Annotated in this window: 12 protein-coding genes, 2 tRNA genes and 5 rRNA genes (1 of these 19 running past the window's edge); 7 read left to right on the top strand and 12 right to left on the bottom strand. The window is 60.7% G+C overall.

The features are described from left to right. The first annotated feature begins 4 nt into the window (after positions 1-4). From J3B00_RS05920 to J3B00_RS05895, 6 genes are all read left to right on the top strand, one after another. The gene (locus J3B00_RS05920) at positions 5-1759 is read left to right on the top strand and encodes a bifunctional alpha/beta hydrolase/class I SAM-dependent methyltransferase (protein WP_209865376.1); all 1755 of its coding nucleotides are present in this window, start codon (positions 5-7) and stop codon (positions 1757-1759) included. Further along, positions 1759-3084, top strand: coding sequence for a phosphatase PAP2/dual specificity phosphatase family protein (locus J3B00_RS05915; RefSeq protein ID WP_209865372.1), 1326 nt, complete (start codon positions 1759-1761; stop codon positions 3082-3084). The genes J3B00_RS05920 and J3B00_RS05915 overlap by 1 nt, the downstream gene beginning before the upstream one ends. Continuing rightward, the gene (locus tag J3B00_RS05910; protein ID WP_209865369.1) at positions 3081-3512 is read left to right on the top strand and encodes a hypothetical protein; all 432 of its coding nucleotides are present in this window, start codon (positions 3081-3083) and stop codon (positions 3510-3512) included. Before J3B00_RS05915 ends, J3B00_RS05910 begins: the two co-directional genes overlap by 4 nt. Positions 3513-3522: 10 nt before the next feature. Next, positions 3523-4146, top strand: coding sequence for a lysophospholipid acyltransferase family protein (locus J3B00_RS05905; RefSeq protein WP_209865366.1), 624 nt, complete (start codon positions 3523-3525; stop codon positions 4144-4146). Position 4147: 1 nt separating this feature from the next. After that, on the top strand, positions 4148-5080 hold the full coding sequence (locus J3B00_RS05900; protein ID WP_209865363.1) for a phosphatidate cytidylyltransferase: 933 nt from the start codon (positions 4148-4150) through the stop codon (positions 5078-5080). A gap of 109 nt (positions 5081-5189) precedes the next feature. Then, the gene (locus tag J3B00_RS05895; RefSeq protein WP_209865360.1) at positions 5190-5534 is read left to right on the top strand and encodes a cupin domain-containing protein; all 345 of its coding nucleotides are present in this window, start codon (positions 5190-5192) and stop codon (positions 5532-5534) included. A 387-nt stretch (positions 5535-5921) separates the two neighbouring features. Here J3B00_RS05895 and mmsB read toward each other — a convergent pair whose 3' ends face one another. Continuing rightward, entirely contained in the window at positions 5922-6809 is an 888-nt protein-coding gene (mmsB, locus tag J3B00_RS05890) for a 3-hydroxyisobutyrate dehydrogenase (RefSeq protein WP_209865357.1), read from the bottom strand. A gap of 11 nt (positions 6810-6820) precedes the next feature. Then, positions 6821-8347: a CoA-acylating methylmalonate-semialdehyde dehydrogenase gene (locus tag J3B00_RS05885; RefSeq protein ID WP_209865354.1), complete on the bottom strand. Its 1527-nt coding sequence runs from the start codon at positions 8345-8347 to the stop codon at positions 6821-6823. 121 nt (positions 8348-8468) lie between these two features. On the opposite strand from J3B00_RS05885, the gene J3B00_RS05880 reads away from it, so the two are divergent. Beyond that, positions 8469-9419 (top strand): LysR family transcriptional regulator, encoded by a 951-nt coding sequence (locus J3B00_RS05880; RefSeq protein WP_209865351.1) that lies wholly within the window; start codon positions 8469-8471, stop codon positions 9417-9419. 20 nt (positions 9420-9439) lie between these two features. Here the strand turns inward: J3B00_RS05880 and recD are convergent, their stop codons facing one another. From recD to J3B00_RS05830, 10 genes are all read right to left on the bottom strand, one after another. Beyond that, positions 9440-11524, bottom strand: a complete 2085-nt coding sequence (gene recD / locus J3B00_RS05875) for an exodeoxyribonuclease V subunit alpha (protein ID WP_209865349.1) — start codon at positions 11522-11524, stop codon at positions 9440-9442. Then, positions 11521-15198 carry an exodeoxyribonuclease V subunit beta gene (gene recB, locus J3B00_RS05870; RefSeq protein WP_209865346.1) on the bottom strand — a complete coding sequence of 1226 codons (3678 nt, stop codon included), beginning with the start codon at positions 15196-15198 and terminating at the stop codon, positions 11521-11523. The genes recD and recB overlap by 4 nt, the downstream gene beginning before the upstream one ends. Continuing rightward, positions 15195-18674 carry an exodeoxyribonuclease V subunit gamma gene (recC, locus tag J3B00_RS05865; RefSeq protein WP_209865342.1) on the bottom strand — a complete coding sequence of 1160 codons (3480 nt, stop codon included), beginning with the start codon at positions 18672-18674 and terminating at the stop codon, positions 15195-15197. Before recC ends, recB begins: the two co-directional genes overlap by 4 nt. 145 nt (positions 18675-18819) lie before the next feature. Then, a 5S ribosomal RNA gene (rrf, locus tag J3B00_RS05860) occupies positions 18820-18935 on the bottom strand. 129 nt (positions 18936-19064) lie between these two features. Next, positions 19065-21956, bottom strand: a 23S ribosomal RNA gene (locus tag J3B00_RS05855). Between the two features lie 244 nt (positions 21957-22200). Then, positions 22201-22276, bottom strand: a tRNA-Ala gene (locus J3B00_RS05850). Between the two features lie 26 nt (positions 22277-22302). Beyond that, a tRNA-Ile gene (locus J3B00_RS05845) sits at positions 22303-22379 on the bottom strand. A gap of 87 nt (positions 22380-22466) precedes the next feature. Next, positions 22467-24003: ribosomal RNA gene (locus J3B00_RS05840) — 16S ribosomal RNA — on the bottom strand. A 349-nt stretch (positions 24004-24352) separates the two neighbouring features. Beyond that, positions 24353-24468 (bottom strand): 5S ribosomal RNA (gene rrf, locus J3B00_RS05835). 129 nt (positions 24469-24597) lie between these two features. Then, positions 24598-24898: ribosomal RNA gene (locus tag J3B00_RS05830) — 23S ribosomal RNA — on the bottom strand (it continues 2592 nt past the right edge of the window). Together the 16S, 23S and 5S rRNA genes with 2 tRNA genes alongside form the textbook arrangement of a ribosomal RNA operon.

Here is a 24898-nt window from a genome sequence, read left to right as displayed (position 1 = left end):
TGCCATGCGCCAAGCGCAATCGCTGCATTTCTCTACCCATGATGGCGTGGAGCTGCACTACCGTTACTGGCCCGCCACCCGCAACGAGCACCAGCCACGCCGGGCTGTGGTGATGTTTCACCGCGGCCATGAACATGGCGGGCGCATGGCCCATCTGCTCGACGAACTGGACATGCCGGGCTACGACTTCTTTGCCTGGGACGCCCGCGGCCACGGTCAGTCGCCCGGGGCGCGCGGAGACAGCCCGGGGTTTGCCACCAGCGTGCGCGACGTGCAGACGTTCATCGAGCATATCCATGCCAGTCACGGCATCGCCGAGGCGGACATGGTGGTGCTGGCACAGAGTGTCGGGGCCGTGCTCATCGCCACCTGGGCGCATGACTACGCGCCCAAGGTCCGCTGCCTGGTGCTCGCCTCGCCTGCGTTCAAGGTCAAGCTCTACGTGCCCTTTGCCAGGCCCGGCCTCAAGTTGCTGAAGGCGCTACGCGGCAATTTCTTCGTCAACAGCTACGTCAAGCCACGCCTGCTGACCCACGACCCGGAGCGGGTGGCCTCCTATGTCGCCGACCCGCTGATCAGCCGGCCGATTTCGGTGACCATGCTGCTCGGCCTGTACGAGGCCGCCGATCGCGTGGTGGCAGATGCCCAGGCGATCCAGGTGCCCACGCAGATGCTGGTGTCCGGCTCGGACTTCGTCGTTGAGCGCGCCCCTCAAGAGCAGTTTTTCCAGCGCCTGGGCAGTGCTCGCAAAGAGCTGCATGTGTTGCCCGGATTTTTCCACGATACCCTGGGCGAACGTGAGCGCGGCCACGCTCTGGCGCGGATCAAGCGCTTCGTCGAGCATTGCTTCGAAGCCCCTGTGGCGGCGCCATCGCTACTCGACGCGGACAAATCCGGCGCCAGCTGCGCCGAAGCCGAAGGCCTCGCCGCGCCGCTCCCGCGCAACTCGCCGCGCGACCTCTACTGGCGCGCTACCCGGGCGGGCCTGCGTCTGGGCAAGGGCTTTTCCGAGGGGGTCAAGCTGGGCTTCGACACCGGCTTCGACTCCGGCAGCACGCTTGACTATGTCTACCGCAACCAGGCCAGCGGCAAGGGCAAACTTGGCGAGCTGATCGACCGCAACTACCTCGATGCGATCGGCTGGCGCGGCATCCGTCAGCGCAAGCTGCACGTCGAGGAGCTGTTGCGCCAGGCCATCCATACCCTGCGCGAGCAAGGACGCCCGGTGGACATCGTCGACATTGCCGCAGGCCATGGCCGCTACATCCTCGAGGCGCTGCACGAGCTGGAGCGCCTGCCCGACTCGATCCTGCTGCGTGACTACAGCGAACTAAACGTGCAGCAAGGCAGCGCCTTGATCGCCGAGAAGGGCCTGAGCGACATCGCGCGCTTCGTACAAGGCGATGCCTTTGACCGGCAGAGCCTGGCCGCACTCGATCCACGCCCGACACTGGCGGTGGTGTCCGGGCTCTACGAGCTGTTCGCCAGTAACGAGTTGGTCAGCAACTCTCTGGCGGGCCTGGCCGATGCCGTGCAAACCGGCGGTTATCTGGTCTACACCGGCCAACCCTGGCACCCGCAGCTGGAGATGATCGCCCGCGCCCTGACCAGCCACCGTGGCGGCCAGGCCTGGGTCATGCGCCGGCGCAGCCAGGCGGAGATGGACCAGTTGGTGGAGGCTGCGGGGTTCCGCAAGATCACGCAGCGTATCGATGAATGGGGCATCTTCAGTGTCAGCCTGGCGCAGCGGGTAGATTGATGACCCGCGAAGCTGGGCTGATCCGCAGGGGCATGCTGTGGCTGTTGCTGCTCGGCCCGTTTTTCTTCCTCAGTTATGGCCTGAGTAATACCCATACCGCGACCCGTGACGACGTCGGCAGCCTGGTCTTCGCCTGGGAAAGGCAGATGCCGCTGTGGCCGTGGACGATCATTCCGTACTGGTCCATCGACCTGCTGTATGGGCTGTCGTTTCTGCTGCCACGCAACCGCCGGGAGATGGACCGCCATGCCTTGGCGCTGCTCACGGCGCAACTGATCTGTGTGGCGTGCTTTCTGCTCTGGCCGCTGCGCTTCACCTTCGAGCGGCCGGAGCTGAGCGGCCTGTTCGGCTGGTTGTTCGATGTCTTGATGGGCTTCGACAAACCGTTCAACCAGGCCCCTTCGTTGCACATCGCGCTGCTGGTGATCATCTGGACGATGTTTGCCCGGCATGTACAGGGGCCGATTGGCCGCTGGCTGATGCACGCCTGGATGGGGCTTATCGGTGTGTCGGTATTGACCACCTGGCAGCATCACTTCATCGACGTGCCGACGGGGGCCTTGGTGGGCTTTGTCTGTGTCTGGCTGTGGCCGCGTGAGGGCCGCCTGCCGCTGCTGGCCATGCGCCCGGCAACGGATCCGAAGCGCTGGCGGCTTGGCGCGTATTACAGCCTCGGCGCGGCGCTGTGCGCGGGGCTGGCGCTCGGGTTCGGTGACGCTTGGCTGTGGTTACTGTGGCCGGCCGTGGCATTGCTGATAGTGGCGCTCAACTATGCGCTGCTGGGCGCCAGCGGCTTTCAAAAGGGCGCGGATGGACGCTTGTCGACGGCTGCGAGCGCGTTGCTCGCACCTTATCTGCTCGGAGCGTGGATCAACTCGCGGGGGTGGACGTGCAAGCACCCGCAAGCCGATGAGGTGTGCGATGGGGTATTTCTCGGGCGTATTCCCGGGCGCGGCGAGGCGGCAGGCTTTACCGCCATCGTTGACCTGTGTGCGGAGTTGCCGTGCGCTTATCGCCCTGGAAAGGACACGCCCGCTCCTGCAGGTTATGTCAGCGTCCCATCGCTAGACCTCGTGGTTGCCGAGCTGGACGTGCTCCGGCAGGCCGCCAACGCCATCGAACGCCTGCGGCGCAAAGGCCCGGTGCTGGTCTGTTGCGCCCTGGGTTTCTCGCGCAGCGCCAGCGCCGTCGCTGCCTGGTTGCTGGTCAGTGGCCGCTGCAGGCGTGCAGTGGAGGCCGAGGCACTGATACGCCTCGCCCGACCAGGCATCGTCCTGCGCGCCGCCCACCACCACCTGCTTACCCAACTGGAAACCCAGCCATGACCCTGCACCTGGTAGCCACCCTGCTCGGCCGCGGCCGACAGCTCGAGCGCCTCAGCGACGGCATCAGCCTGGTTGCCTTGGCCTACGGCCTGGCGCCACTGCTGGGCGCCGAGCTTCACCCGCTGGCCAGCGCCCTTTGCGCCTTGCTGCTGATGCTGGGCGCTGTGCACAAATACTGGGCTATCCGGGTGGCCCTGGATGCCGAACTGTTTGCCCGACTGGCCAGCCGTGACGACCTGCCAGCCGCCACTCAACAACTCGACCGCGCCCTGTTCGAGCTAAACCTCAAACCCAGCGCCAGCGATCCGCGCGACTGGCCAGCCCGCAGCCAGGCCGCACTCGGCCTGCTGCGTCGGCAGGCGCTGTGCCTGGGCCTGCAGATCGTGCTGACCCTGACTACGCTGCTGACACTCCCCTTCATCGGATAAGAACCGTGCCATGCTCGCCGCCCTGACCGCCTTCGTGATTACCTCCGCCGCTCGCCTGATCACCGGCGCCCGCGCCCTATGGCTCGGCTGCACGCCACAACCGGTGCAGCGCCTGTACTTCGCCAACCACAGCAGCCATGGCGACTTCGTCCTGCTCTGGGCCTCCCTGCCGGCGCCACTGCGCCGCAGAACCCGGCCGGTCGCCGGTGCCGATTACTGGGCCAAGCCCGGCCTGCGCGACTTCATCATCCGCAAGGTATTCAACGGGGTACTGATCGACCGCCAGCACAGCGAGGCCCAGCACAACCCGTTGCAGCCGGTGCTGGATGCGTTGGCCGGCGGCGACTCGCTGATCTTCTTCCCTGAGGGCACGCGTAACCTCAGCGACGAACCACTGCTGCCGTTCAAGAGTGGGCTGTTCCACCTGGCCTCGGCCAACCCTGCCATCGAAGTCGTGCCGGTGTGGATCGCCAACCTCAACCGGGTCATGCCCAAGGGCCGCGCCTTGCCGCTACCGCTGCTGTGCACGCTGAGCTTTGGCGAGCCGGTGCGGCTGGGCCCAGACGAAAACAAGCACGCATTTCTCGAGCGGGCCCGCCAGGCCCTGCTGAACCTGGCCCCCAAGGATGCCTGAGATGGACGACAACACCCTTTCCCTGTTCGCCGGCATCGGCGCCCTGCTCCTGCTCGCCAGCATCATCGGCCGCCTGCTCAAATGGCGCGCCGGTAGTGCGCCACACGCGGTCATCGACAACCTCAACGCACGCATCAATGCCTGGTGGGTGATGGTGCTGGTCATCGGCATCGCCTTCCTGTTCGGCAAGTACGGCGTGATCGTGCTGTTCTACTGTGTATCGTTCTATGCCTTGCGCGAGTTCATGACCCTCACCCCGACCCGGCGCGGCGATTATCCGGCATTGGTCGCGGCGTTCTATGTCGCGCTGCCGGTGCAGTACCTGTTGATCGCGATGGACTGGTACGGGCTGTTCAGCATCTTCATCCCGGTCTATCTGTTTTTGTTCCTGCCGATCCTGGCCAGCTTTGGCGGTGACACCACGCGCTTTCTCGAGCGTGCCTCCAAGGTGCAATGGGGGTTGATGATCGCGGTCTACTGCCTGTCGTCGGTGCCGGCATTGATGACCCTGGACATCCCCGGCTACGAGGGCCGCAACCTGCTGCTGATCGCCTGGCTGATCCTCGTGGTGCAGATCAGCGACGTGCTGCAGTACGTGTGTGGCAAGCTGTTTGGCAAGCGCAAGGTGGCGCCCAACCTGTCGCCGTCGAAGACCCTCGAAGGGCTGCTCGGTGGCGTGGCCCTGGCTACCCTGGTGGGTGCGCTGCTGTGCTGGATCACCCCGTTCAGCTTCTGGCAGGCGGCACTGATGGCCTTGACCGTAAACGTCATGGGCTTCTTCGGTGGCCTGGTGATGTCGGCGATCAAGCGTGATCGCGGGGTCAAGGACTGGGGGCACATGATCGAAGGGCATGGCGGCATGCTCGACCGGATGGATTCGGTGTGCTTCGCCGCGCCGGTGTTCTTCCACTTCGTGCGTTATTGGTGGGCGTGACCTGCGGCGATAGCGCGCTCAGGCAGGTGGACGTCGAGCCCAGGCAACTGCATGCGGGTCTATAGCCCTATGGTGGTGCGTCATTGAGCCATCCAAAAGGAAGCCCGTCATGTCCGATTTCATCACCGTCCTGCGCGAAACCTGCCCGACTCCGGTTGTCGACGCTACCAAGTGGAAGCGCATTGGCGGCGATCCGCACACGGTCAACCTCAATGCCTACCTCTCTGCCGATGGCAGCAAGATCATGGGCACCTGGATCTGCACGCCGGGCAAGTTCGAGGTCAACTACGACAAGTGGGAGTTCTGCCACTTCCTCGACGGCTACTGCATCGTTACCCCGGAAGGAGAGGAGCCCAAGCACCTTAAAGCGGGTGACGTGTTTGTCATCGAGCCGGGGATGAAAGGCACTTGGGAAGTGGTCGAGACCGTACGCAAGTATTTTGTCTTTGCCTGATAGATGTGAGCGGATTCAAGCCCTGCTGAGATGCCTGTGGCGTTTTCGCGGGGCAAGCCTGCTGCTACAGGGGCTGCGGCCAGTGCGGGCGAATCAGGTCTTTGCGTTACCTTCGGATTTCATCATGTAGGCCAGCGCCCCCGGCTCACTCAAGCCAGACCAAATCTCAAAGACCTTGAAAGGAATGGCCGTAAGGGCGGAAGGGGCCAGCAGCACCACCCCATCAAATGGATAAGCCCCCAACCTCCAAGACCCAAACCCAGCCCCATAGTCCCCACCAATCCGCGAAGAACCAAAAAAATCGCGAACCAGATACCCTCCCCCAGGTGCGCAGTTACAGGGGAAGAGCCATCTGACCCGCGATCAAGATAAAGCCCACCTCACGTCTCAATCGTGCTTGCGATAACCCTCAACGATCGCCGAAAAATCCTTGCCGCCTTCGCCGCGCAGGCTCATCGCCTGATACAGCTGCTGCGCCACGGCACCGAGAATCACCGGCTGGTGCGCCTGGCGTGCTGCTTCAGTGGCCAGGCCCAAGTCCTTGAGCATCAGCTCCGCACCAAAACCACCGGTGTACCCGCGCGAAGCCGGCGCGCTGTCGATGACGCCGGGCCACGGGTTGTAGGTATCCGAACTCCAGCAGCGCCCGGTCGAGCTATTGATGATGCCGGCCAGCACCTGCGTGTCGATGCCCAGCGCATTGCCCAAGGCCATGGCTTCGGACACGCCAATCATCGAGATACCCAGCAGCAGGTTGTTGCAGATCTTGGCGATCTGCCCGGTTCCCACCTCGCCACAATGAACGATGTTACGGCCCATCTGCTTGAGCACCGGCTCCAGGCTGGCGAACAGCTCGGCACTGGCACCGACCATGAAGGTCAACGTTCCGGCCGCAGCGCCGCCGGTGCCGCCGGACACCGGAGCATCGCCCATGTCGATACCCTTGGCAGCGGCAGCCTTGGACACGTCCCGCGCAGTCTGTGGGTCGATCGTGCTGCAATCGACCGTCGGCGTACCCGGGCGTATGCCTGCCAGTACCCCATCCTCGTTGAGGTAGACGCTGCGCACATGCGCGGCGGCCGGGAGCATGGTGATCACCAGCTCACTGTTGGCCGCGGCGTCCTTCGGCGAGGCGCTGATCTGCCCACCGAGTTCGGCAAGCTCGGCCAGCACGGCCTGGTTCAGGTCGAACAGGTTGAGCGTGTGCCCCGCCTTGATCAGGTTACGGGCCATGGGTGCACCCATGTTGCCCAAACCGATGAATGCAATGCGCATGACGGGCCTCCTTAGCGCAGGCTGATGGTGGTGTTGACGCCGTCGTTGACGCTGTCGTCATCGAACCAACGCGCCGTGACCGTCTTGGTCTGAGTGTAGAACTGCACCACCTGCTTGCCATACGGGCCGAGGTCACCGAGCTTGGAGCCACGCGAGCCGGTAAAGCTGAAGTACGGTACCGGCACCGGAATCGGGATATTGATGCCGACCTGGCCGACGTCGATCTCGCTCTGGAACTTGCGCGCTGCGGCGCCACTCTGGGTGAACAGGCCGGTGCCGTTGCCGAACGGGTTGCGATTGACCAGGGCAATGGCCTCGTCGAGGGTATCGACTTCAAGCGTCACCAGTACCGGACCGAAGATTTCCTGGGTGTATACCTGCATCTCTGTGGTCACGCCGGAGAATAGCGTCGGGCCAACGAAGTTGCCCTGCTCGTAGCCGGGCACGGTCACCTCGCGGCCGTCCAGCTCAAGCGTGGCGCCTTCCTTGATGCCGCTTTCGATCAGACCCAACACGCGCTCCTTGGCGCGTTTCGACACCACTGGGCCCACATCGGTACCCGGTTCGCAGCCGGCGTTGACCTTGAGCTGACTGGCCGCAGCCTTGATATCGGGCAGCCACTCACGGGCCTTGCCCACCAGCACCGCGACCGAGGTGGCCATGCAGCGCTGACCAGCCGCACCAAAGGCGGCGCCGACCAACGCGTTGACCGTCTGCGTGCGGTTGGCATCGGGCAGCACCACGGCGTGGTTCTTGGCGCCCATCATCGACTGCACCCGCTTGCCGTGCTGGCTGGCGAGGTTGTACACGTGGGTGCCAACCTCGGTGGAGCCGACGAACGAGATCGCCTTGATGTCCTGCTGGGTGCAGATCGCATCGACCACCTGCTTGCCGCCATGCACCACGTTGAGCACACCGGCCGGCACACCGGCTTCCAGCGCCAGCTCCACCAGCATCACGGTCGACAGCGGATCCTGCTCGGAAGGCTTGAGTACGAAGGTGTTGCCACAGACGATCGCCATGGGGAACATCCACAGCGGGATCATCGCCGGGAAGTTGAATGGGGTGATACCGGCGCAGACGCCGATTGGTTGGCGCAGAGTGTAGGTGTCGACCCCACCAGCGACGTTTTCGGCGAATTCACCCATCTGCAAGGTGCCGATCGAGGCGGCATGTTCGACCACCTCCAGGCCACGGAAGATGTCGCCTTCGGCATCGGCGATGGTCTTGCCCTGCTCGGCGCTGAGGGTCTGGGCAATACGCTTGCTGTGTTCGCGAATCAGCGCCTGCAGCTTGAGCATGATGCGCATGCGCGCGCCGATCGGGGTGTCGCGCCAGCTGGCAAAGGCGCGCTGGGCAGCGGCCACGGCGGCGTCGACTTCTTCAACGGTGGCAAATGGCACCCGTGCCAGCACTTGCTGGGTGGCCGGGTTGACGACATCGCGCCACTCAGTGGTCTTCGACTCGACCCACTGGCCGTCGATCAGCAGTTTGACCTGATCGACCTTGGCCTGGGCAGGATTGTGAGGTGCGTTCATCTGCGCTCTCCTTGGAATTATTGTGGGGACGAGATTGCCAACAGGCGCTGGCGTCTAGGCGCTGAATTCGAGTATAGATGTGCAAACATCCAACAAGAACGCACAAAAAAACCGGATCATCATGCAAAAAGACCTCACCTCCCTGAGCTCGCTGAACTGGGACGATTTGAAGTTTTTCCTCGAAGTGGCGCGTACTCGCAAGGCCAGCAGCGCGGCCAAACGGCTGGGTGTCGACTACACCACGGTGTCGCGGCGGATCACCTCGCTGGAGAGCGCGCTGGGTACCTTGCTGTTCGAGAAGTCGCGGACCAACGGCTTTGTGCTCACCAGCGAAGGCCAGCGCCTGCTGGGCTATGCCGAGGCAATCGAGAGCACCTTGCACATGGCCTGCGAGCAAGTCTCAGGCTCCGGCGTGGCGTTGTCGGGGCATGTGCGCATGGGCTGTACCGAGGGGTTTGGCAGTTTCTTCGTCACCCCGCAGCTGAGCCACTTCGTCGATGCCTGGCCAGCGATTTCGGTGGATATCCTGCCCTTGCCGCACTTCATCAGCCTGTCCAAGCGCGAAGCCGACATCGTCATCGCCCTCGAGCGCCCTGAGCATGGGCCGTATGTCTGCTGCAAGCTGTGCGACTACCGCCTACGCCTGTACGCGACCCAGGACTACCTCGAGCGCCACGAACCGATCCGCCAGGTCAGCGATCTGGCGCGCCACCCGTTCATCAGTTACGTCGATGACCTGGCCTTCAGCTCGGAGCTGCTGTACCTGGCCAACCTCATCCCCAATGCCCAGGCACACCTGCGCAGCACCAGCGTTATCGCCCAATACACCGCAGCGCTGCAGGGGCGTGGGCTGGCGATACTGCCGTGCTTTCTCGCGGCGCAGGACCCGCGGTTGGTTACCGTGTTGCCTGGGGAGGTGGAGATTACCCGGCAGTTCTGGATGTACTGCCGGGAAGACCTGCGCAAGCTCAAGCGGATTACCCTGTTGTGGGATTACATCCGCGAGGTGACCGAGGCGAATGCCCCGCTGTTGATGGGCGATTCGCGGGAGATGTGCTTTGCGCAGCAGTGAACAGACGCAGGGCTAGGCCGTTATTCAGGTAATGCCTGTTCGAGCATCAACCCGGAAATACGCCGGACTTTGCGCCCCACAGCCTCTTCAAATATGCCTGCCCTCGGCTCGATCAGACTGAAGCAGTGCTTGGCGCGGGTGATGCCGGTGTACACCAGTTCCTTGGTCAGCACCGGGTTGAGCGCATCCGGCAGCACCAGCGCGGTATGGCCGAACTCCGAGCCCTGCGATTTGTGCACGGTCATGGCAAAGACCGTCTCGACCTCGTTGAGTCGGCTGGGCAACACGAAGCGCACACCACCGCTGCCATCGTTGCGGGGGAAGGCCACTCGCAATACTGGCGTGCCCTGATCATCTGGCAGGCGCAGGGCGATACCGATATCGCCATTCATCAGGCCAAGGCCATAGTCGTTGCGGGTTACCAGCACCGGTCGGCCTTCGTACCAGGGTTGATGCGTGTCTATCAGACCGGCGCTATGCAGGACGCGCGCGACTCGCTCATTAAGGCCAGCGACGCCCCAGGGGCCTTTGCGCACCGCACACAGCAGCTGGAACGCTTCGAAGCTGTGCAGGACCGCACTGGCCCACTGCTCCCAGCGTGGATCACTGGCCGGGGTCGCCGCTTGCGGCCGCTGGCGGCCAATGGTGCGCAGGTAGTGCCGGTAGCCCTGCGGCCCGTCTTCATCACGGGCCAGACCATCGAGCAGCAGCCGGTCGAACCTGCGGTCATGTTCGCCTTGCAGCGACAGGCCATGCACATCGGCGAGTTTCTGCCCGAGCACATCGCGCGCCTGTTGCGCCTGCTGACGGTTGACCAGGCGGGCCAACTGGCCGATGCCACTGCCCTCGCCGAAGCGCCGCGAGTGACGCAGCATCACCACCTGCTGCGCCAATGGATTGCGCTGCGGGTCACCGGCGTCAAGACCGCTACTGTCCAGCGACTGGCCGCCGACCTGCTCCAGCCAGGCTTGAGTCGCCGGCGAATAACAGCCGTCCTCGGCGTCCCGGCAGAGGTCGCCGAGCACTGCGCCCGCTTCCACCGACGCCAATTGATCCTTGTCGCCAAGCAATATCAGGCGCGCGTTCGGTGGCAATGCATCAAGGAGGATTGCCATCATTTCCAGGTCGATCATCGACGCTTCGTCGATCACCAGCACATCCAGTGGCAGTGGATTACTCGCGTGATGGCGAAAGTGCCGCGAGCCGGGGCGGCTGCCCAGCAGGCGGTGCACGGTGCTGACATCGGTGGGAATCTGCGCGCGCACTGCGGCACTCACTTGCAGCAGTTCGACCTGCTGGCCGATCGACTCGGTCAGACGCGCAGCCGCCTTGCCGGTGGGCGCCGCCAGGCGAATTCGCAGCGGACGGCCCTGCTCCACGGCAGGCGCCTGCAACAGTGCCAGCAGGCGCACCACCGTCGTGGTCTTACCGGTACCGGGGCCGCCGGTAATGATGCTGAACGCAGCCCGGGTAGCGAGGGCGCAGGCGAGCTTCTGCCAATCTACCTGGCCCGCCAAGGCGCCACCGTCGAACAACTGCGCGAGACGCACGTTCAGGTCTGCCGGGATCGACTCGTCGGCAGCCAGGCGCTGACGCAGGGCGTCGTCGATCTGCCGCTCGTAACTCCAGTAACGGCGCAGATACAGGCGCTGGCCACTGAGTACCAATGGCCGCGACAGGTGGCCCGGCGTATTGCCTGCGGCCACCAGGGGGCTGGCAGCGATGCGCTGGCGCCAGGTGTCCTCGTCAAGGTTCGCCAGCAGTTGCGAGGGCAGCAGCAGAGGGCCGGCCAGCGCATCGCCTTCCGGTGGCAGCGACAAGGCAAAGTCGGGCTCGGCCAGCGTTTGACCGAGGTCCAGGCAGACATGCCCGTGCCCCAGCTGGTGGCTGGCCAGGGCTGCTGCCATCAGCAGCAGCGGATCACTGCCGGGCGCACGTTCTTCGAGAAAACCCACGAAGGCCCGGTCCAGGGCGCGCAACCAGCCCCGCTCGACCCAGCGATCAAGCAGGATCAACAGGTCGTGGCTGTCGCGCAGCGGCGCCAGCGACGCCAGTTGCTCGGCATGCAGGGGTGTTGGCAAAAGGTCAACAAGGCGTCGGCTCATGGCGCGGCTCCAGCAAACAGGTCCTGTTGTTCGGGTGCCTTGACGCCACGGAACAGGGCGTCGAGGGCTTCGATCAGCTCGCGTGGCGGCTTGACGAAATACAGGCCATGGCCTGTGCGGCTGGCACCGCGCAGGAAGATGAACAGGGCACCGCCGACATGACGGTCGTAGTCGTAATCGGTCAGGCGGGCACGCAACTGACGGTGCAAGGCCAGCAGGTAGAGCACGTACTGCAGGTCGTATCGATGATCGAGGATCGACTGCTCCATGGCCATGCTGTTGTAGGCTTGGGTGTCGGGCCCGAGCCAGTTGGACTTGTAGTCGGCGACGTAGTAACGACCGTCCAGTTCGAAGGCCAGGTCGATGAAGCCCTTGAACATGCCATTGAGCTGGCTGGCCTCGGCGGCCGGACGGGCCGAACCGACGTGGGTATACCGGGCCACCAGTTGGTCGAGCTGGAGCACATCGACCTGATGGCTGGCAAACCAGAATTCCATTTCGATCTGGTACTGGCGCAACTGTGCGAGTGACAGCGCTGGCCCTTCTGCCTGAAACGGCAGCGGCTCGTTGAGCAGTTGGATCAGCCATTGGCTCAAGCCGGGGATCCAGCCGGTCCAGTCGCGACGGTTGCAGCGCTGGCCAACCGTGCGCTCGATCAGGTCAGGGTTGCCGCTGATTTCGGCAAAGCCTTCGCGACCGACCCATTCCAGCAAACCATGCAAGAAAGTGCCTGGGTTCGGTCCACGCGGGAAGCGGTGGATGTCGCCGCTCTCGGCAGGGATTTCGCGCAGCTGCTGCGCATCGACGCGTTCGTCATCCATCAGTTGCTGGGCTTGAGAACTGTCGGCGCCGAGAGTCTGGTCGCCGACCCGCAGGGCGCTGTAGGAGGCGATCCACCAATTCTCGGCAGCGGCCCGGCGCGGCTTGCGCGCGGGCAGCAGCTCGCGCGAGTCTTGCGGGATCAGGTAGCGGCCTTCATCGGCTTCGGGCACAGCACCACAGGCGATGTCCTCACTCGCCGCCTGCAGGGCTTGCAGCCAATCAGCCAACTGGCTCGATGCTGCGAGCGGCTGGCCCCCTCCGAGCAGGTAGCCGAGTGCCGAACGGTGCAGTTGCGAGTGCTTCTGGCTGCCGCGCTTGAGGTCGGCAACGCCGAGCCAGCAGGCATGCTGGGCACGGGTCAGGGCGACGTAGAGCAGGCGCAGGTCTTCGGCAAGGCGTTCGTCGTCGGCGCGGGCGATCTGTTCTTCGTCCGGCGTCAGGGTCAGGTGGGCATGGCCCTCGCTGTCGTGCCAGGTCAGCGGCAGGCGCTGGCCATCGACGGGTTTGCTGGTGCAGATAAAGGGCAGGTAGACCAGTGGATACTCAAGGCCCTTGGACTTGTGGATGGTCACAACCTTGACCAACTGCTCGTCGCTCTCCAACCGCAGGATTTGCTCCTCTCCCGCCTGGCCGGCACCGGCGAGGTTTTCCGTGAGGTGACGAATCAGCGCCTGCTCGCCATCCAGCTCACCCGCAGCCTGTTGCAGCAGTTCGGCCAGGTGCAGCAGGTTGGTCAGCACCCGCTCGCCATCACTCCTGGCAATCAGCGTGCGCGGCAGCTTGAAGTCGTGCAACAGCCTGCGCAGCATTGGCAGCACGCCCTGGCGCTGCCAGGTATCACGGTATTGCCGAAAGCGCATGACCCAGTCTTCCCAGACACGCTCATCCTGGTTCAAGCGCTCAAGCTCAGCCAGCGATTGGTCAAGGGTCAGGCTGGCCAGCGCGGCCTTGAGCAGGCGCTCGGAATCGGGCTCCGCGCATGCCTTGAGCCAGGCCAGCAGATCATGCGCTTCCTGGGCGGCGAACACCGAATCCTTGTCGGAGAGATAGACACTGCGCACGTCCCGTGCAGCGAGCTCGGTACGGATCAACTGCGCTTCGCGGCCATCACGAACCAGAATGGCAATGTCCGACGGCAGGCACGGGCGCAACAGACCCTGGTCGTTGCTAAAACCGGTGACACCCTGCTGGCCGCCATTGAGCAATGCCACGATCTGGCTCGCGCAACTGGCAGCGAGCTGCTGGCGGTAGAGGGTGCTGGACACCGGCTCCTCGCTCTGCAGTTGCCAGCACTGTAACGCGGCACTGCGCTGGCCGTTGATCAGCAGTCGCTCGCCACGGCCCTTGGCGCGGACTTCGACGAAAGGCAGAGGGTTGTCTTGCGCTGCGCGGAACAAGAACGCACCACGCCCTTCGGCACGTGCCTCGGCCTGGAGGAATACCCGGTTGACCGCACTGACCATGGCCTGGCTGGAGCGATAGTTGGTGTCCAGGCTGTGCAGCCGGCCCATGGTCGCGCGACGCGCGGCCAGGTAGGTAAAGATGTCGGCGCCGCGGAAGGCATAAATCGCCTGTTTTGGATCACCGATCATGAACAGGCCGGTCTCCGGGCGGTTCTCGCTGATCCGGTAGATACGCTCGAAGATGCCGTACTGAACCGGGTCGGTGTCCTGGAATTCGTCGATCAGGGCGACCGGAAACTGCTCACGGATCAATCCGGCCAAGCGCTCGCCAGAGGCTTGGCTCAGGGCATGCTCCAGACGCAGGAGCATGTCGTCAAAACCCATTTCAGCACGGCGGCGCTTTTCTACTTCGAAACGCGCCGAGACCCAGCAGGCGGCATGCTCCAGCAGGCGCACCTCCGGGCTGGGCAAGCTGTTCAGTTGCTGGCGCAGATGCTCCATGGCATTCAGGGCCGGGTGCTGCGGCGGCTCGCCGGATTTCCACGCCTCGGCCATGCCAGCCGGGGTCAGGCGGGTAAACCCGGTGCCCAGGTCCAGTTCCACGATCTGCTCGTCACCGGCCCAGGCACGCAGCTTGTCGAACCAAGGCTCGAAGTAACGCGCCTGCATCTTGCGCCCATCGGCCTGCTTGGCAGCCACGGCCTCACGACAGATCTGCTGCAACTCATCTGCCCACTGCGTCCAAGGTGCCTTGAGCTGACGCAACTGGGCACTGCGCTCTTGCAGGGTGGCGTCGATAAGGGCCTGCGGCTCGGCAGCATCCAGCTCGCTGCCCAGCCGTCCGAAAAGGGGGCGGATGCGCGGCAGCAGCGCATCAGGGCTGACCCAGTTGCCGCGTACCCAGGCCAGTGCCTCGCCGCGCATGCCGTAGCAGAAACGTCGCCAGTAGTCGCGCATGACCTGGCCCAGCAGTTCGCTGTGGTCGGTCTCAAGGCTCTGGGTAAACAAGCTGCCGCTGTCGAACGCGTGCTCACGCAGCATGCGCTGGCACCAGCCGTGGATCGTCGATACCGCGGCCTCGTCCATCCACTGCACGGCCACTTCAAGGCGGCTGGCGCAGCGCGGCCAGAGCGCTTCAGGGTAATCGTCGCGCAGCAGTTGCAGCAGCGGGTCGGCGTCTGGCAGTTCACCCCGGAAGAAGCGTGCAGCTTCTGCCAGACGGGTGCGGATGCGTTCGCGCAGCTCTTTGGTTGCCGCGTCTGTGAAAGTCACCACGAGAATCTGCGGCGGCAACAGTTCGCGGCCAAAGCCCTGCTCTTCGCCATGCCCGAGGATCAGGCGCAGATACAGCGCGGAGATGGTAAAGGTCTTGCCGGTACCGGCGCTGGCTTCGATCAGTTGGCTGCCATGGAGCGGAAAGCTCAGGGCCAAGGGGCGGGCCTGGATCATGCGGCACTCTCCGGGTTGCTCAAGCTCTGCCATGGTGCGGCGAACAGGGGGCGGTACAGGGTTTCACACCAGCCTTCGAAGGTTTCGTCGGCACTGAGCGCGGCAAAATCACGGAATTGCCGGGCCAGGGCCAGGCTCTCGCTACGCTCGCCAAAGCTGTTCTGGCCGTCGCCTTCATAAGCGCGTGCGGCAGCAACCAGGGCCTTGTCTGCATCATCCTGGGCGAGCCAGGCGAAGGCGGTCTTGGCGGCGACGGGCAGCGGTGCATTCATTGCGGCCTGGCGCGATACCAGCAGATCGCCAAGCAGCTCGGCTGCCTGCATCTGCGGCAACGGCTCAAGCAGCAGGGTCAGGTCGCTGGCCACCAGCGCACTGTGCAGCGGGTAGCCGGCGGCACACGCGGCCAGGTGCATGACCCAGGTCGGAATCAGTCGATGCCGCTTGAGGTTGTTGCGCCCGGCACTGATGGTATTGGGTACCGTGGCGATACTCAGCAGGCTCTGGTCTGGTGCCTGATAGACACGCCCCAGCCAGCCCTGCAGACGATCGCCGCCGCGTTCGAAGTGGATAGGCAGTGCGCCTTCGACCAGGGTCGGCCAGCGCTGCAGCAATTGCCGATGGCGTTGCAGCAGATCGGGCAGCGGTTCGATCAGCTCGCTCTGGAGAATCTCTCCGAATCCGGCCAGCGGTAGCAGACCGCAGGCCTGCAGACGGCTCGCCTGACGCTGCAAGGCCTGTTCGGCGTTGCCCGGATCGGCCAAGGCAGCATCCAGCAGGCGCTCGCTGATGCCATAGCGTTGCAAGGCATCTAGTACGAAGGGCTCTTCGTCCGGGGTCGGCGCTTCGAGGGCCTCGAAGTAGACTTTCAGCCGTTGGCTGAAAAAATGACGAACAGGATGGCGGAGAAAATCCTGCAGCTGGGTCAGGTTCAGCGGCTCGTCGTTGGTATAGGGCGGCAAGGCTTCATATGCCGGTGGCGGCGACTCGTCCGCCTGGTGCAATACTTGCCACTCATGGGCATAGCTGAATAGAGCGCTGCCTTTCTGGAAGTAACGTTGACTGAACGGCTGCAACGGATGCTCCTGAGTCAAGGCATGCAGCAATTGCTGGCCGCCATCTTCGCGCAAGTCTTGCTTGGCATCGGCTAGCCGCCAGCCTGCGGCCAGGTGATCGCGCAACTGCCCGATCAATACCGATGCCGGACGCTCGCTGTTGTCACGAATGCTCCGGCCAACCCAGCTGACATACAGTTGGTCACGGGCAGACAACAGCGCTTCGAGCAACAGGTAACGATCGTCCTCACGGCGCGAGCGGTCGCCGGGCCGGTAATCGCTGGCCATCAGGTCGAAGTCGAGCGGCTGCTGGGCGCGGGGATAATCGCCGTCGTTCATGCCGAGCAGGCAAACCACTCGGAAAGGAATCGCACGCATCGGCATCAGCGTGCAAAAGTTCACCGAGCCGGCAAGAAAACGCTGGGACAGCTTGCCTTGGTCCAGGCCAGACAGCCACGCCTCGCGAACTACCGTCAGCGGTAGCGGATCCTGAAGGCCAACGGTCTCGCAAGTCTGTAACCAAGCATCGACAAGGTCCTGCAATTGCACCAGGAGAAACTCGTCGTGCTCTCCTTCGGCCAGGAAGAACACCTGTAGCAAGGCGTTCAGACGCTCGCCCCATTCGGTTGCGCTGGCAGGTTGCGACAGCGCTTGGCAGGCCACGTCCAACGCGTCGAGCAAGGCCACCAAGGGACCGATCAGTGCCGCATCGAGACCACCGATTTCGTCATACGGCTCGATACCATCACAGCCCTCGCCTACCCCAACTGCATAGCCGAGCAGCATGCGCCGCAAGCCAAACCGCCAGCTGTTCTGCTCCAGGCCTTCAGGCAGACCCAGCGTCGCCCGTTGCTCAGCGCTGAGCCCCCAGCGGATGCCAGCCCCTTCGATCCATCGATGCAGCGTCGACAGGTCGCTTTCCTTGATCGCGAAACGCGCGCGCAGTGCGGGTACATCGAGCAGGTCAAGCACTTCGCTGACAGCGAAGCGACTGTCAGGCAACTTGAGCAGGTGCTCGAGGGCGATCAGCAGCGGGTCGCGACCGCGTTGGCCTTGGTCGGTCAGGGTGAACGGAATGTAGCGCGGGTCGTAACGATCCAGTTGACCGAATACCGCGCGAATGTGCGGCGCATACGCATCGATTGCCGGCAGCATGACGATGACATCACGTGGTCGTAGCGTAGGATCGGCGCTGAAGCGAGCGAGCAACTGATCATGCAGGATCTCCACTTCACGCTGGGCACTGTGAGCGACATGGAAACGTACCGAGCGATCCTTGCTTGGGTCGACTGCCGGCCAGACTTCACGCGTCTCTGCCAATGGCCGCAACTCGAGAATGTCGTCCTGCAGCTGGTTGAGCAGGGTCGTTGGCTGGCCCTCGCTGAACAGATCGATGCGGCCATCGCTGAACACCCCTTGGTAGCTACCAGGGTCGTCGTAGCTGTCCAGCAGGTTGATGTAGTCACGACCTTGCTTGCCCCAGGCAGCCAGTAGCGGGTGAGCGTGCTGGTGCAGGGATTCGTCGTCCAATTGCAAGGGCATGCCTTGCTTGCGCTGCTGACGCTTGTACTGGTGCCTGAGCAGATCCTTGTCGGCGACGATATCGCCCCAGTGGTGGCGACATGGATTGTGCACACACAGCAGCACTTGGCTGAAACGGGCCAAACCGGCAAGGGCCTCGAGTGCTTGAGCTGGCAGGGAAGAGATGCCAAAGACGATTGCCCGCGGCGGCAGACCGCTGGGGATCTGTTCGAGGCTGTTCATGCGTTCGATGAAGCGCTGATGCACCCCCGCTCGACTCTGGGCCATGCCTTGCTCGCCAACATCCTCAAGCAAGGCTCGCCACAGCTCGGCCTGCCAACGATTGCCTGGAGGCAATGGCTTGCGCTCGCCGCGGGCGCTGTTGAGTACATGCTCCCCGGCCGCCCACTCCTTGAGCCAGTCGGCGCGATAGACCTGGTACTGGTCGAACAAGTCGGCCAGGCGCTCAGCCAATTGGTAGCGCTTGCGCAGATCACTGTCATCGGTAAGGAAGCGCCGCAGCGGCTCGAAATGGGGCCGCTCGATCAGTGCGGGAAGCAGGCGCATCAGACGCCAGGTCAGCGGTGCCTTGTCGAGCAGGGACACTTCGGGGATTTCGTCACGCCCCAGGACCTTGCGATACAACTGCCACATGAAGCTACCAGGAAGCTGCACGTCGATGGCGGCAGCGATGCCACAACCGCCCTGATCATCGTCTTGAGGGTCTTCTGCCAAGGCCAGCTTCAGCCATTGCGCGATGCCATTGCTCTGTACCAGGGCGACTTCATTGTCCAGCGGTGCAAGGGGGTAGCGCCGCATCCAACTTACCACCAGGCTGCGCAGGTCATCCAGGCGGTTGCCGTGGACGATCATGAAGCCGGGGTGTAAGCGGGTATTAGCCATTGCGTACTCTCTGGAGGGCAGTCGGTGGTGGGGAACCATATCACGGGGATCGGCCGCGAACTGAACACCACACGGCCACATTTCTTTTCAGCCAGAAAGACAAAACCCCTACCTGCTCACGCAGATAGGGGTTTTGCGAAATGAATCTTGACGATGACCTACTCTCACATGGGGAAACCCCACACTACCATCGGCGATGCATCGTTTCACTACTGAGTTCGGGATGGGATCAGGTGGTTCCAATGCTCTATGGTCGTCAAGAAATTCTGTAGCCAGAATGTCCAGATGGACAGCCCAGCGAATTCGGATATGTGATTTGTGATGGTGCGAATTTTCAGCTGTTTCGTCTTCACCACCGCAATTCGCGCTAGCAAATTGCTTGGGTGTTATATGGTCAAGCCTCACGGGCAATTAGTATTGGTTAGCTCAACGCCTCACAGCGCTTACACACCCAACCTATCAACGTCGTAGTCTTCGACGGCCCTTTAGGGGATTCTAGATCCCAGTGAGATCTCATCTTGAGGCAAGTTTCCCGCTTAGATGCTTTCAGCGGTTATCTCTTCCGAACATAGCTACCCGGCAATGCCACTGGCGTGACAACCGGAACACCAGAGGTTCGTCCACTCCGGTCCTCTCGTACTAGGAGCAGCCCCTCTCAAATCTCAAACGTCCACGGCAGATAGGGACCGAACTGTCTCACGACGTTCTAAACCCAGCTCGCGTACCACTTTAAATGGCGAACAGCCATACCCTTGGGACCGGCTTCAGCCCCAGGATGTGATGAGCCGACATCGAGGTGCCAAACACCGCCGTCGATATGAACTCTTGGGCGGTATCAGCCTGTTATCCCCGGAGTACCTTTTATCCGTTGAGCGATGGCCCTTCCATACAGAACCACCGGATCACTAAGACCTACTTTCGTACCTGCTCGACGTGTGGGTCTCGCAGTCAAGCGCGCTTTTGCCTTTATACTCTACGACCGATTTCCGACCGGTCTGAGCGCACCTTCGTACTCCTCCGTTACTCTTTGGGAGGAGACCGCCCCAGTCAAACTACCCACCATACACTGTCCTCGATCCGGATAACGGACCTGAGTTAGAACCTCAAAGTTGCCAGGGTGGTATTTCAAGGATGGCTCCATGAGAACTGGCGTCCCCACTTCAAAGCCTCCCACCTATCCTACACAAGCAAATTCAAAGTCCAGTGCAAAGCTATAGTAAAGGTTCACGGGGTCTTTCCGTCTAGCCGCGGATACACTGCATCTTCACAGCGATTTCAATTTCACTGAGTCTCGGGTGGAGACAGCGCCGCCATCGTTACGCCATTCGTGCAGGTCGGAACTTACCCGACAAGGAATTTCGCTACCTTAGGACCGTTATAGTTACGGCCGCCGTTTACCGGGGCTTCGATCAAGAGCTTCGCTTGCGCTAACCCCATCAATTAACCTTCCGGCACCGGGCAGGCGTCACACCCTATACGTCCACTTTCGTGTTTGCAGAGTGCTGTGTTTTTAATAAACAGTCGCAGCGGCCTGGTATCTTCGACCGGCAAAAGCTTACGGGGTAAACCCTTCACCTTCGCCGGCGCACCTTCTCCCGAAGTTACGGTGCCATTTTGCCTAGTTCCTTCACCCGAGTTCTCTCAAGCGCCTTGGTATTCTCTACCTAACCACCTGTGTCGGTTTGGGGTACGGTTCCCGATTGTCTGAAGCTTAGGAGCTTTTCTTGGAAGCATGGCATCAACCACTTCGTCGCCTAAAGGCAACTCGTCATCAGCTCTCGGCCTTGAGATCCCGGATTTGCCTAAGATCTCAGCCTACCACCTTAAACTTGGACTACCAACGCCAAGCTGGCCTAGCCTTCTCCGTCCCTCCATCGCAACAATCGGAAGTACAGGAATATTAACCTGTTTTCCATCGACTACGCTTTTCAGCCTCGCCTTAGGGACCGACTAACCCTGCGTCGATTAACGTTGCGCAGGAAACCTTGGTCTTTCGGCGTGGGAGTTTTTCACTCCCATTGTCGTTACTCATGTCAGCATTCGCACTTCTGATACCTCCAGCAAGCTTCTCAACTCACCTTCACAGGCTTACAGAACGCTCCTCTACCGCATCACCAAAAGGTGATACCCGTAGCTTCGGTGCATGGTTTGAGCCCCGTTACATCTTCCGCGCAGGCCGACTCGACTAGTGAGCTATTACGCTTTCTTTAAAGGGTGGCTGCTTCTAAGCCAACCTCCTAGCTGTCTAAGCCTTCCCACATCGTTTCCCACTTAACCATGACTTTGGGACCTTAGCTGACGGTCTGGGTTGTTTCCCTTTTCACGACGGACGTTAGCACCCGCCGTGTGTCTCCCATGCTCGGCACTTGTAGGTATTCGGAGTTTGCATCGGTTTGGTAAGTCGGGATGACCCCCTAGCCGAAACAGTGCTCTACCCCCTACAGTGATACATGAGGCGCTACCTAAATAGCTTTCGAGGAGAACCAGCTATCTCCGAGCTTGATTAGCCTTTCACTCCGATCCACAGGTCATCCGCTAACTTTTCAACGGTAGTCGGTTCGGTCCTCCAGTCAGTGTTACCTAACCTTCAACCTGCCCATGGATAGATCGCCCGGTTTCGGGTCTATACCCAGCGACTAAACGCCCTATTAAGACTCGCTTTCGCTACGCCTCCCCTATTCGGTTAAGCTCGCCACTGAATATAAGTCGCTGACCCATTATACAAAAGGTACGCAGTCACCTAACAAGTAGGCTCCCACTGCTTGTACGCATACGGTTTCAGGATCTATTTCACTCCCCTCTCCGGGGTTCTTTTCGCCTTTCCCTCACGGTACTGGTTCACTATCGGTCAGTCAGTAGTATTTAGCCTTGGAGGATGGTCCCCCCATGTTCAGACAAAGTTTCTCGTGCTCCGTCCTACTCGATTTCATTGATAAGAGATTTTCGTGTACGGGGCTATCACCCACTACGGCCGCACTTTCCAGAGCGTTCCACTAATCTCAAACCAACTTAAGGGCTGGTCCCCGTTCGCTCGCCACTACTAAGGGAATCTCGGTTGATTTCTTTTCCTCAGGGTACTTAGATGTTTCAGTTCCCCTGGTTCGCCTCTTGCACCTATGTATTCAGTACAAGATACTCAGCTTATGCTGAGTGGGTTCCCCCATTCAGAGATCTCTGGATCACAGTCTGTTTGCCGACTCCCCAAAGCTTATCGCAGGCTACCACGTCTTTCATCGCCTCTGACTGCCAAGGCATCCACCGTATGCGCTTCTTCACTTGACCATATAACCCCAAGCAATCTGGTTATACTGTGAAGACGACATTCGCCGAAAATTCGTACATGCTCAATTAAGAGCGCATCACAAATTTTACCTTAGCCTGATCCACTACCAGTGAAAGTAGTGTTCAGTCTATTTCTATCACATATCCGAATTTTTAAAGAACGATCTGACAAAAGTCAGAAATCAACATTCATCAACGAATGTTCATTTCTAAGTTCTGACAAGCGATTGCGTAATGCGAAAAGTGGTGGAGCCAAGCGGGATCGAACCGCTGACCTCCTGCGTGCAAGGCAGGCGCTCTCCCAGCTGAGCTATGGCCCCATTTGATCTAGGCTGCACCCTGTAATTGGTAGGTCTGGGCAGATTTGAACTGCCGACCTCACCCTTATCAGGGGTGCGCTCTAACCAACTGAGCTACAGACCTATAACAGGGTCGCGTTACAGCATCGTCTTTATACAAGTGAATCAAGCAATTCGTGTGGGAGCTCATCAGCAGGCTGATGTCTTCGATTAAGGAGGTGATCCAGCCGCAGGTTCCCCTACGGCTACCTTGTTACGACTTCACCCCAGTCATGAATCACACCGTGGTAACCGTCCTCCCGAGGGTTAGACTAGCTACTTCTGGTGCAACCCACTCCCATGGTGTGACGGGCGGTGTGTACAAGGCCCGGGAACGTATTCACCGCGACATTCTGATTCGCGATTACTAGCGATTCCGACTTCACGCAGTCGAGTTGCAGACTGCGATCCGGACTACGATCGGTTTTGTGAGATTAGCTCCACCTCGCGGCTTGGCGACCCTCTGTACCGACCATTGTAGCACGTGTGTAGCCCAGGCCGTAAGGGCCATGATGACTTGACGTCATCCCCACCTTCCTCCGGTTTGTCACCGGCAGTCTCCTTAGAGTGCCCACCATTACGTGCTGGTAACTAAGGACAAGGGTTGCGCTCGTTACGGGACTTAACCCAACATCTCACGACACGAGCTGACGACAGCCATGCAGCACCTGTGTCAGAGTTCCCGAAGGCACCAATCCATCTCTGGAAAGTTCTCTGCATGTCAAGGCCTGGTAAGGTTCTTCGCGTTGCTTCGAATTAAACCACATGCTCCACCGCTTGTGCGGGCCCCCGTCAATTCATTTGAGTTTTAACCTTGCGGCCGTACTCCCCAGGCGGTCAACTTAATGCGTTAGCTGCGCCACTAAAATCTCAAGGATTCCAACGGCTAGTTGACATCGTTTACGGCGTGGACTACCAGGGTATCTAATCCTGTTTGCTCCCCACGCTTTCGCACCTCAGTGTCAGTATCAGTCCAGGTGGTCGCCTTCGCCACTGGTGTTCCTTCCTATATCTACGCATTTCACCGCTACACAGGAAATTCCACCACCCTCTACTGTACTCTAGCTTGCCAGTTTTGGATGCAGTTCCCAGGTTGAGCCCGGGGCTTTCACATTCAACTTAACAAACCACCTACGCGCGCTTTACGCCCAGTAATTCCGATTAACGCTTGCACCCTCTGTATTACCGCGGCTGCTGGCACAGAGTTAGCCGGTGCTTATTCTGTCGGTAACGTCAAAACAGTAAGGTATTCGCTCACTGCCCTTCCTCCCAACTTAAAGTGCTTTACAATCCGAAGACCTTCTTCACACACGCGGCATGGCTGGATCAGGCTTTCGCCCATTGTCCAATATTCCCCACTGCTGCCTCCCGTAGGAGTCTGGACCGTGTCTCAGTTCCAGTGTGACTGATCATCCTCTCAGACCAGTTACGGATCGTCGCCTTGGTGAGCCATTACCTCACCAACTAGCTAATCCGACCTAGGCTCATCTGATAGCGCAAGGCCCGAAGGTCCCCTGCTTTCTCCCGTAGGACGTATGCGGTATTAGCGTTCCTTTCGAAACGTTGTCCCCCACTACCAGGCAGATTCCTAGGCATTACTCACCCGTCCGCCGCTGAATCGAAGAGCAAGCTCTTCTCATCCGCTCGACTTGCATGTGTTAGGCCTGCCGCCAGCGTTCAATCTGAGCCATGATCAAACTCTTCAGTTCAATACTGCTTGGGTTTTTAAGAAACCCTAAACTTGGCTCAGCAATCTCAAATGACTACTATGATTTCTCATGTGGCCACTTGTGATGCTGATAATCTTGGCGACTATCAAACCATACTCACAAGCACCCACACGAATTGCTTGATTCAATTTGTTAAAGAGCGGTTGGTTAAGAGCTTTTCATCTCAACCGAGGCGCGAATTCTACGCTTTCCTCTGTGTCTGTCAAGCGTTTATTTCGAAGTATTTTGCGAGAAACTCGTTCAACTTCAAACACTTCACAAAACAGGTGTTTCTACTTAAAGACAAAACCCCTACCTGCTCGCGCAGATAGGGGTTTTGCGAAATGAATCTTGACGATGACCTACTCTCACATGGGGAAACCCCACACTACCATCGGCGATGCATCGTTTCACTACTGAGTTCGGGATGGGATCAGGTGGTTCCAATGCTCTATGGTCGTCAAGAAATTCTGTAGCCAGAATGTCCAGATGGACAGCCCAGCAAATTCGGATATGTGATTTGTGATGGTACGAATTTTCAGCTGCTTCGTCTTCACCACCGCAATTCGCGCTAGCAAATTGCTTGGGTGTTATATGGTCAAGCCTCACGGGCAATTAGTATTGGTTAGCTCAACGCCTCACAGCGCTTACACACCCAACCTATCAACGTCGTAGTCTTCGACGGCCCTTTAGGGGATTCTAGATCCCAGTGAGATCTCATCTTGAGGCAAGTTTCCCGCTTAGATGCTTTCAGCGGTTATCTCTTCCGAACATAGCTACCCGGCAATGCCACTGGCGTGACAACCGGAACACCAGAGGTTCGTCCACTCCGGTCCTCTCGTACTAGGAGCAGCCCCTCTCAAATCTCAAACGTCCACGGCAGATAGGGACCGAA

It is taken from the genome of Pseudomonas sp. BP8 (genome assembly GCF_017875955.1).
GTDB lineage: Bacteria > Pseudomonadota > Gammaproteobacteria > Pseudomonadales > Pseudomonadaceae > Aquipseudomonas.
Note: the sequence above shows the minus strand (reverse complement) of the source record. Positions and strands in the feature narration are given on the sequence as shown.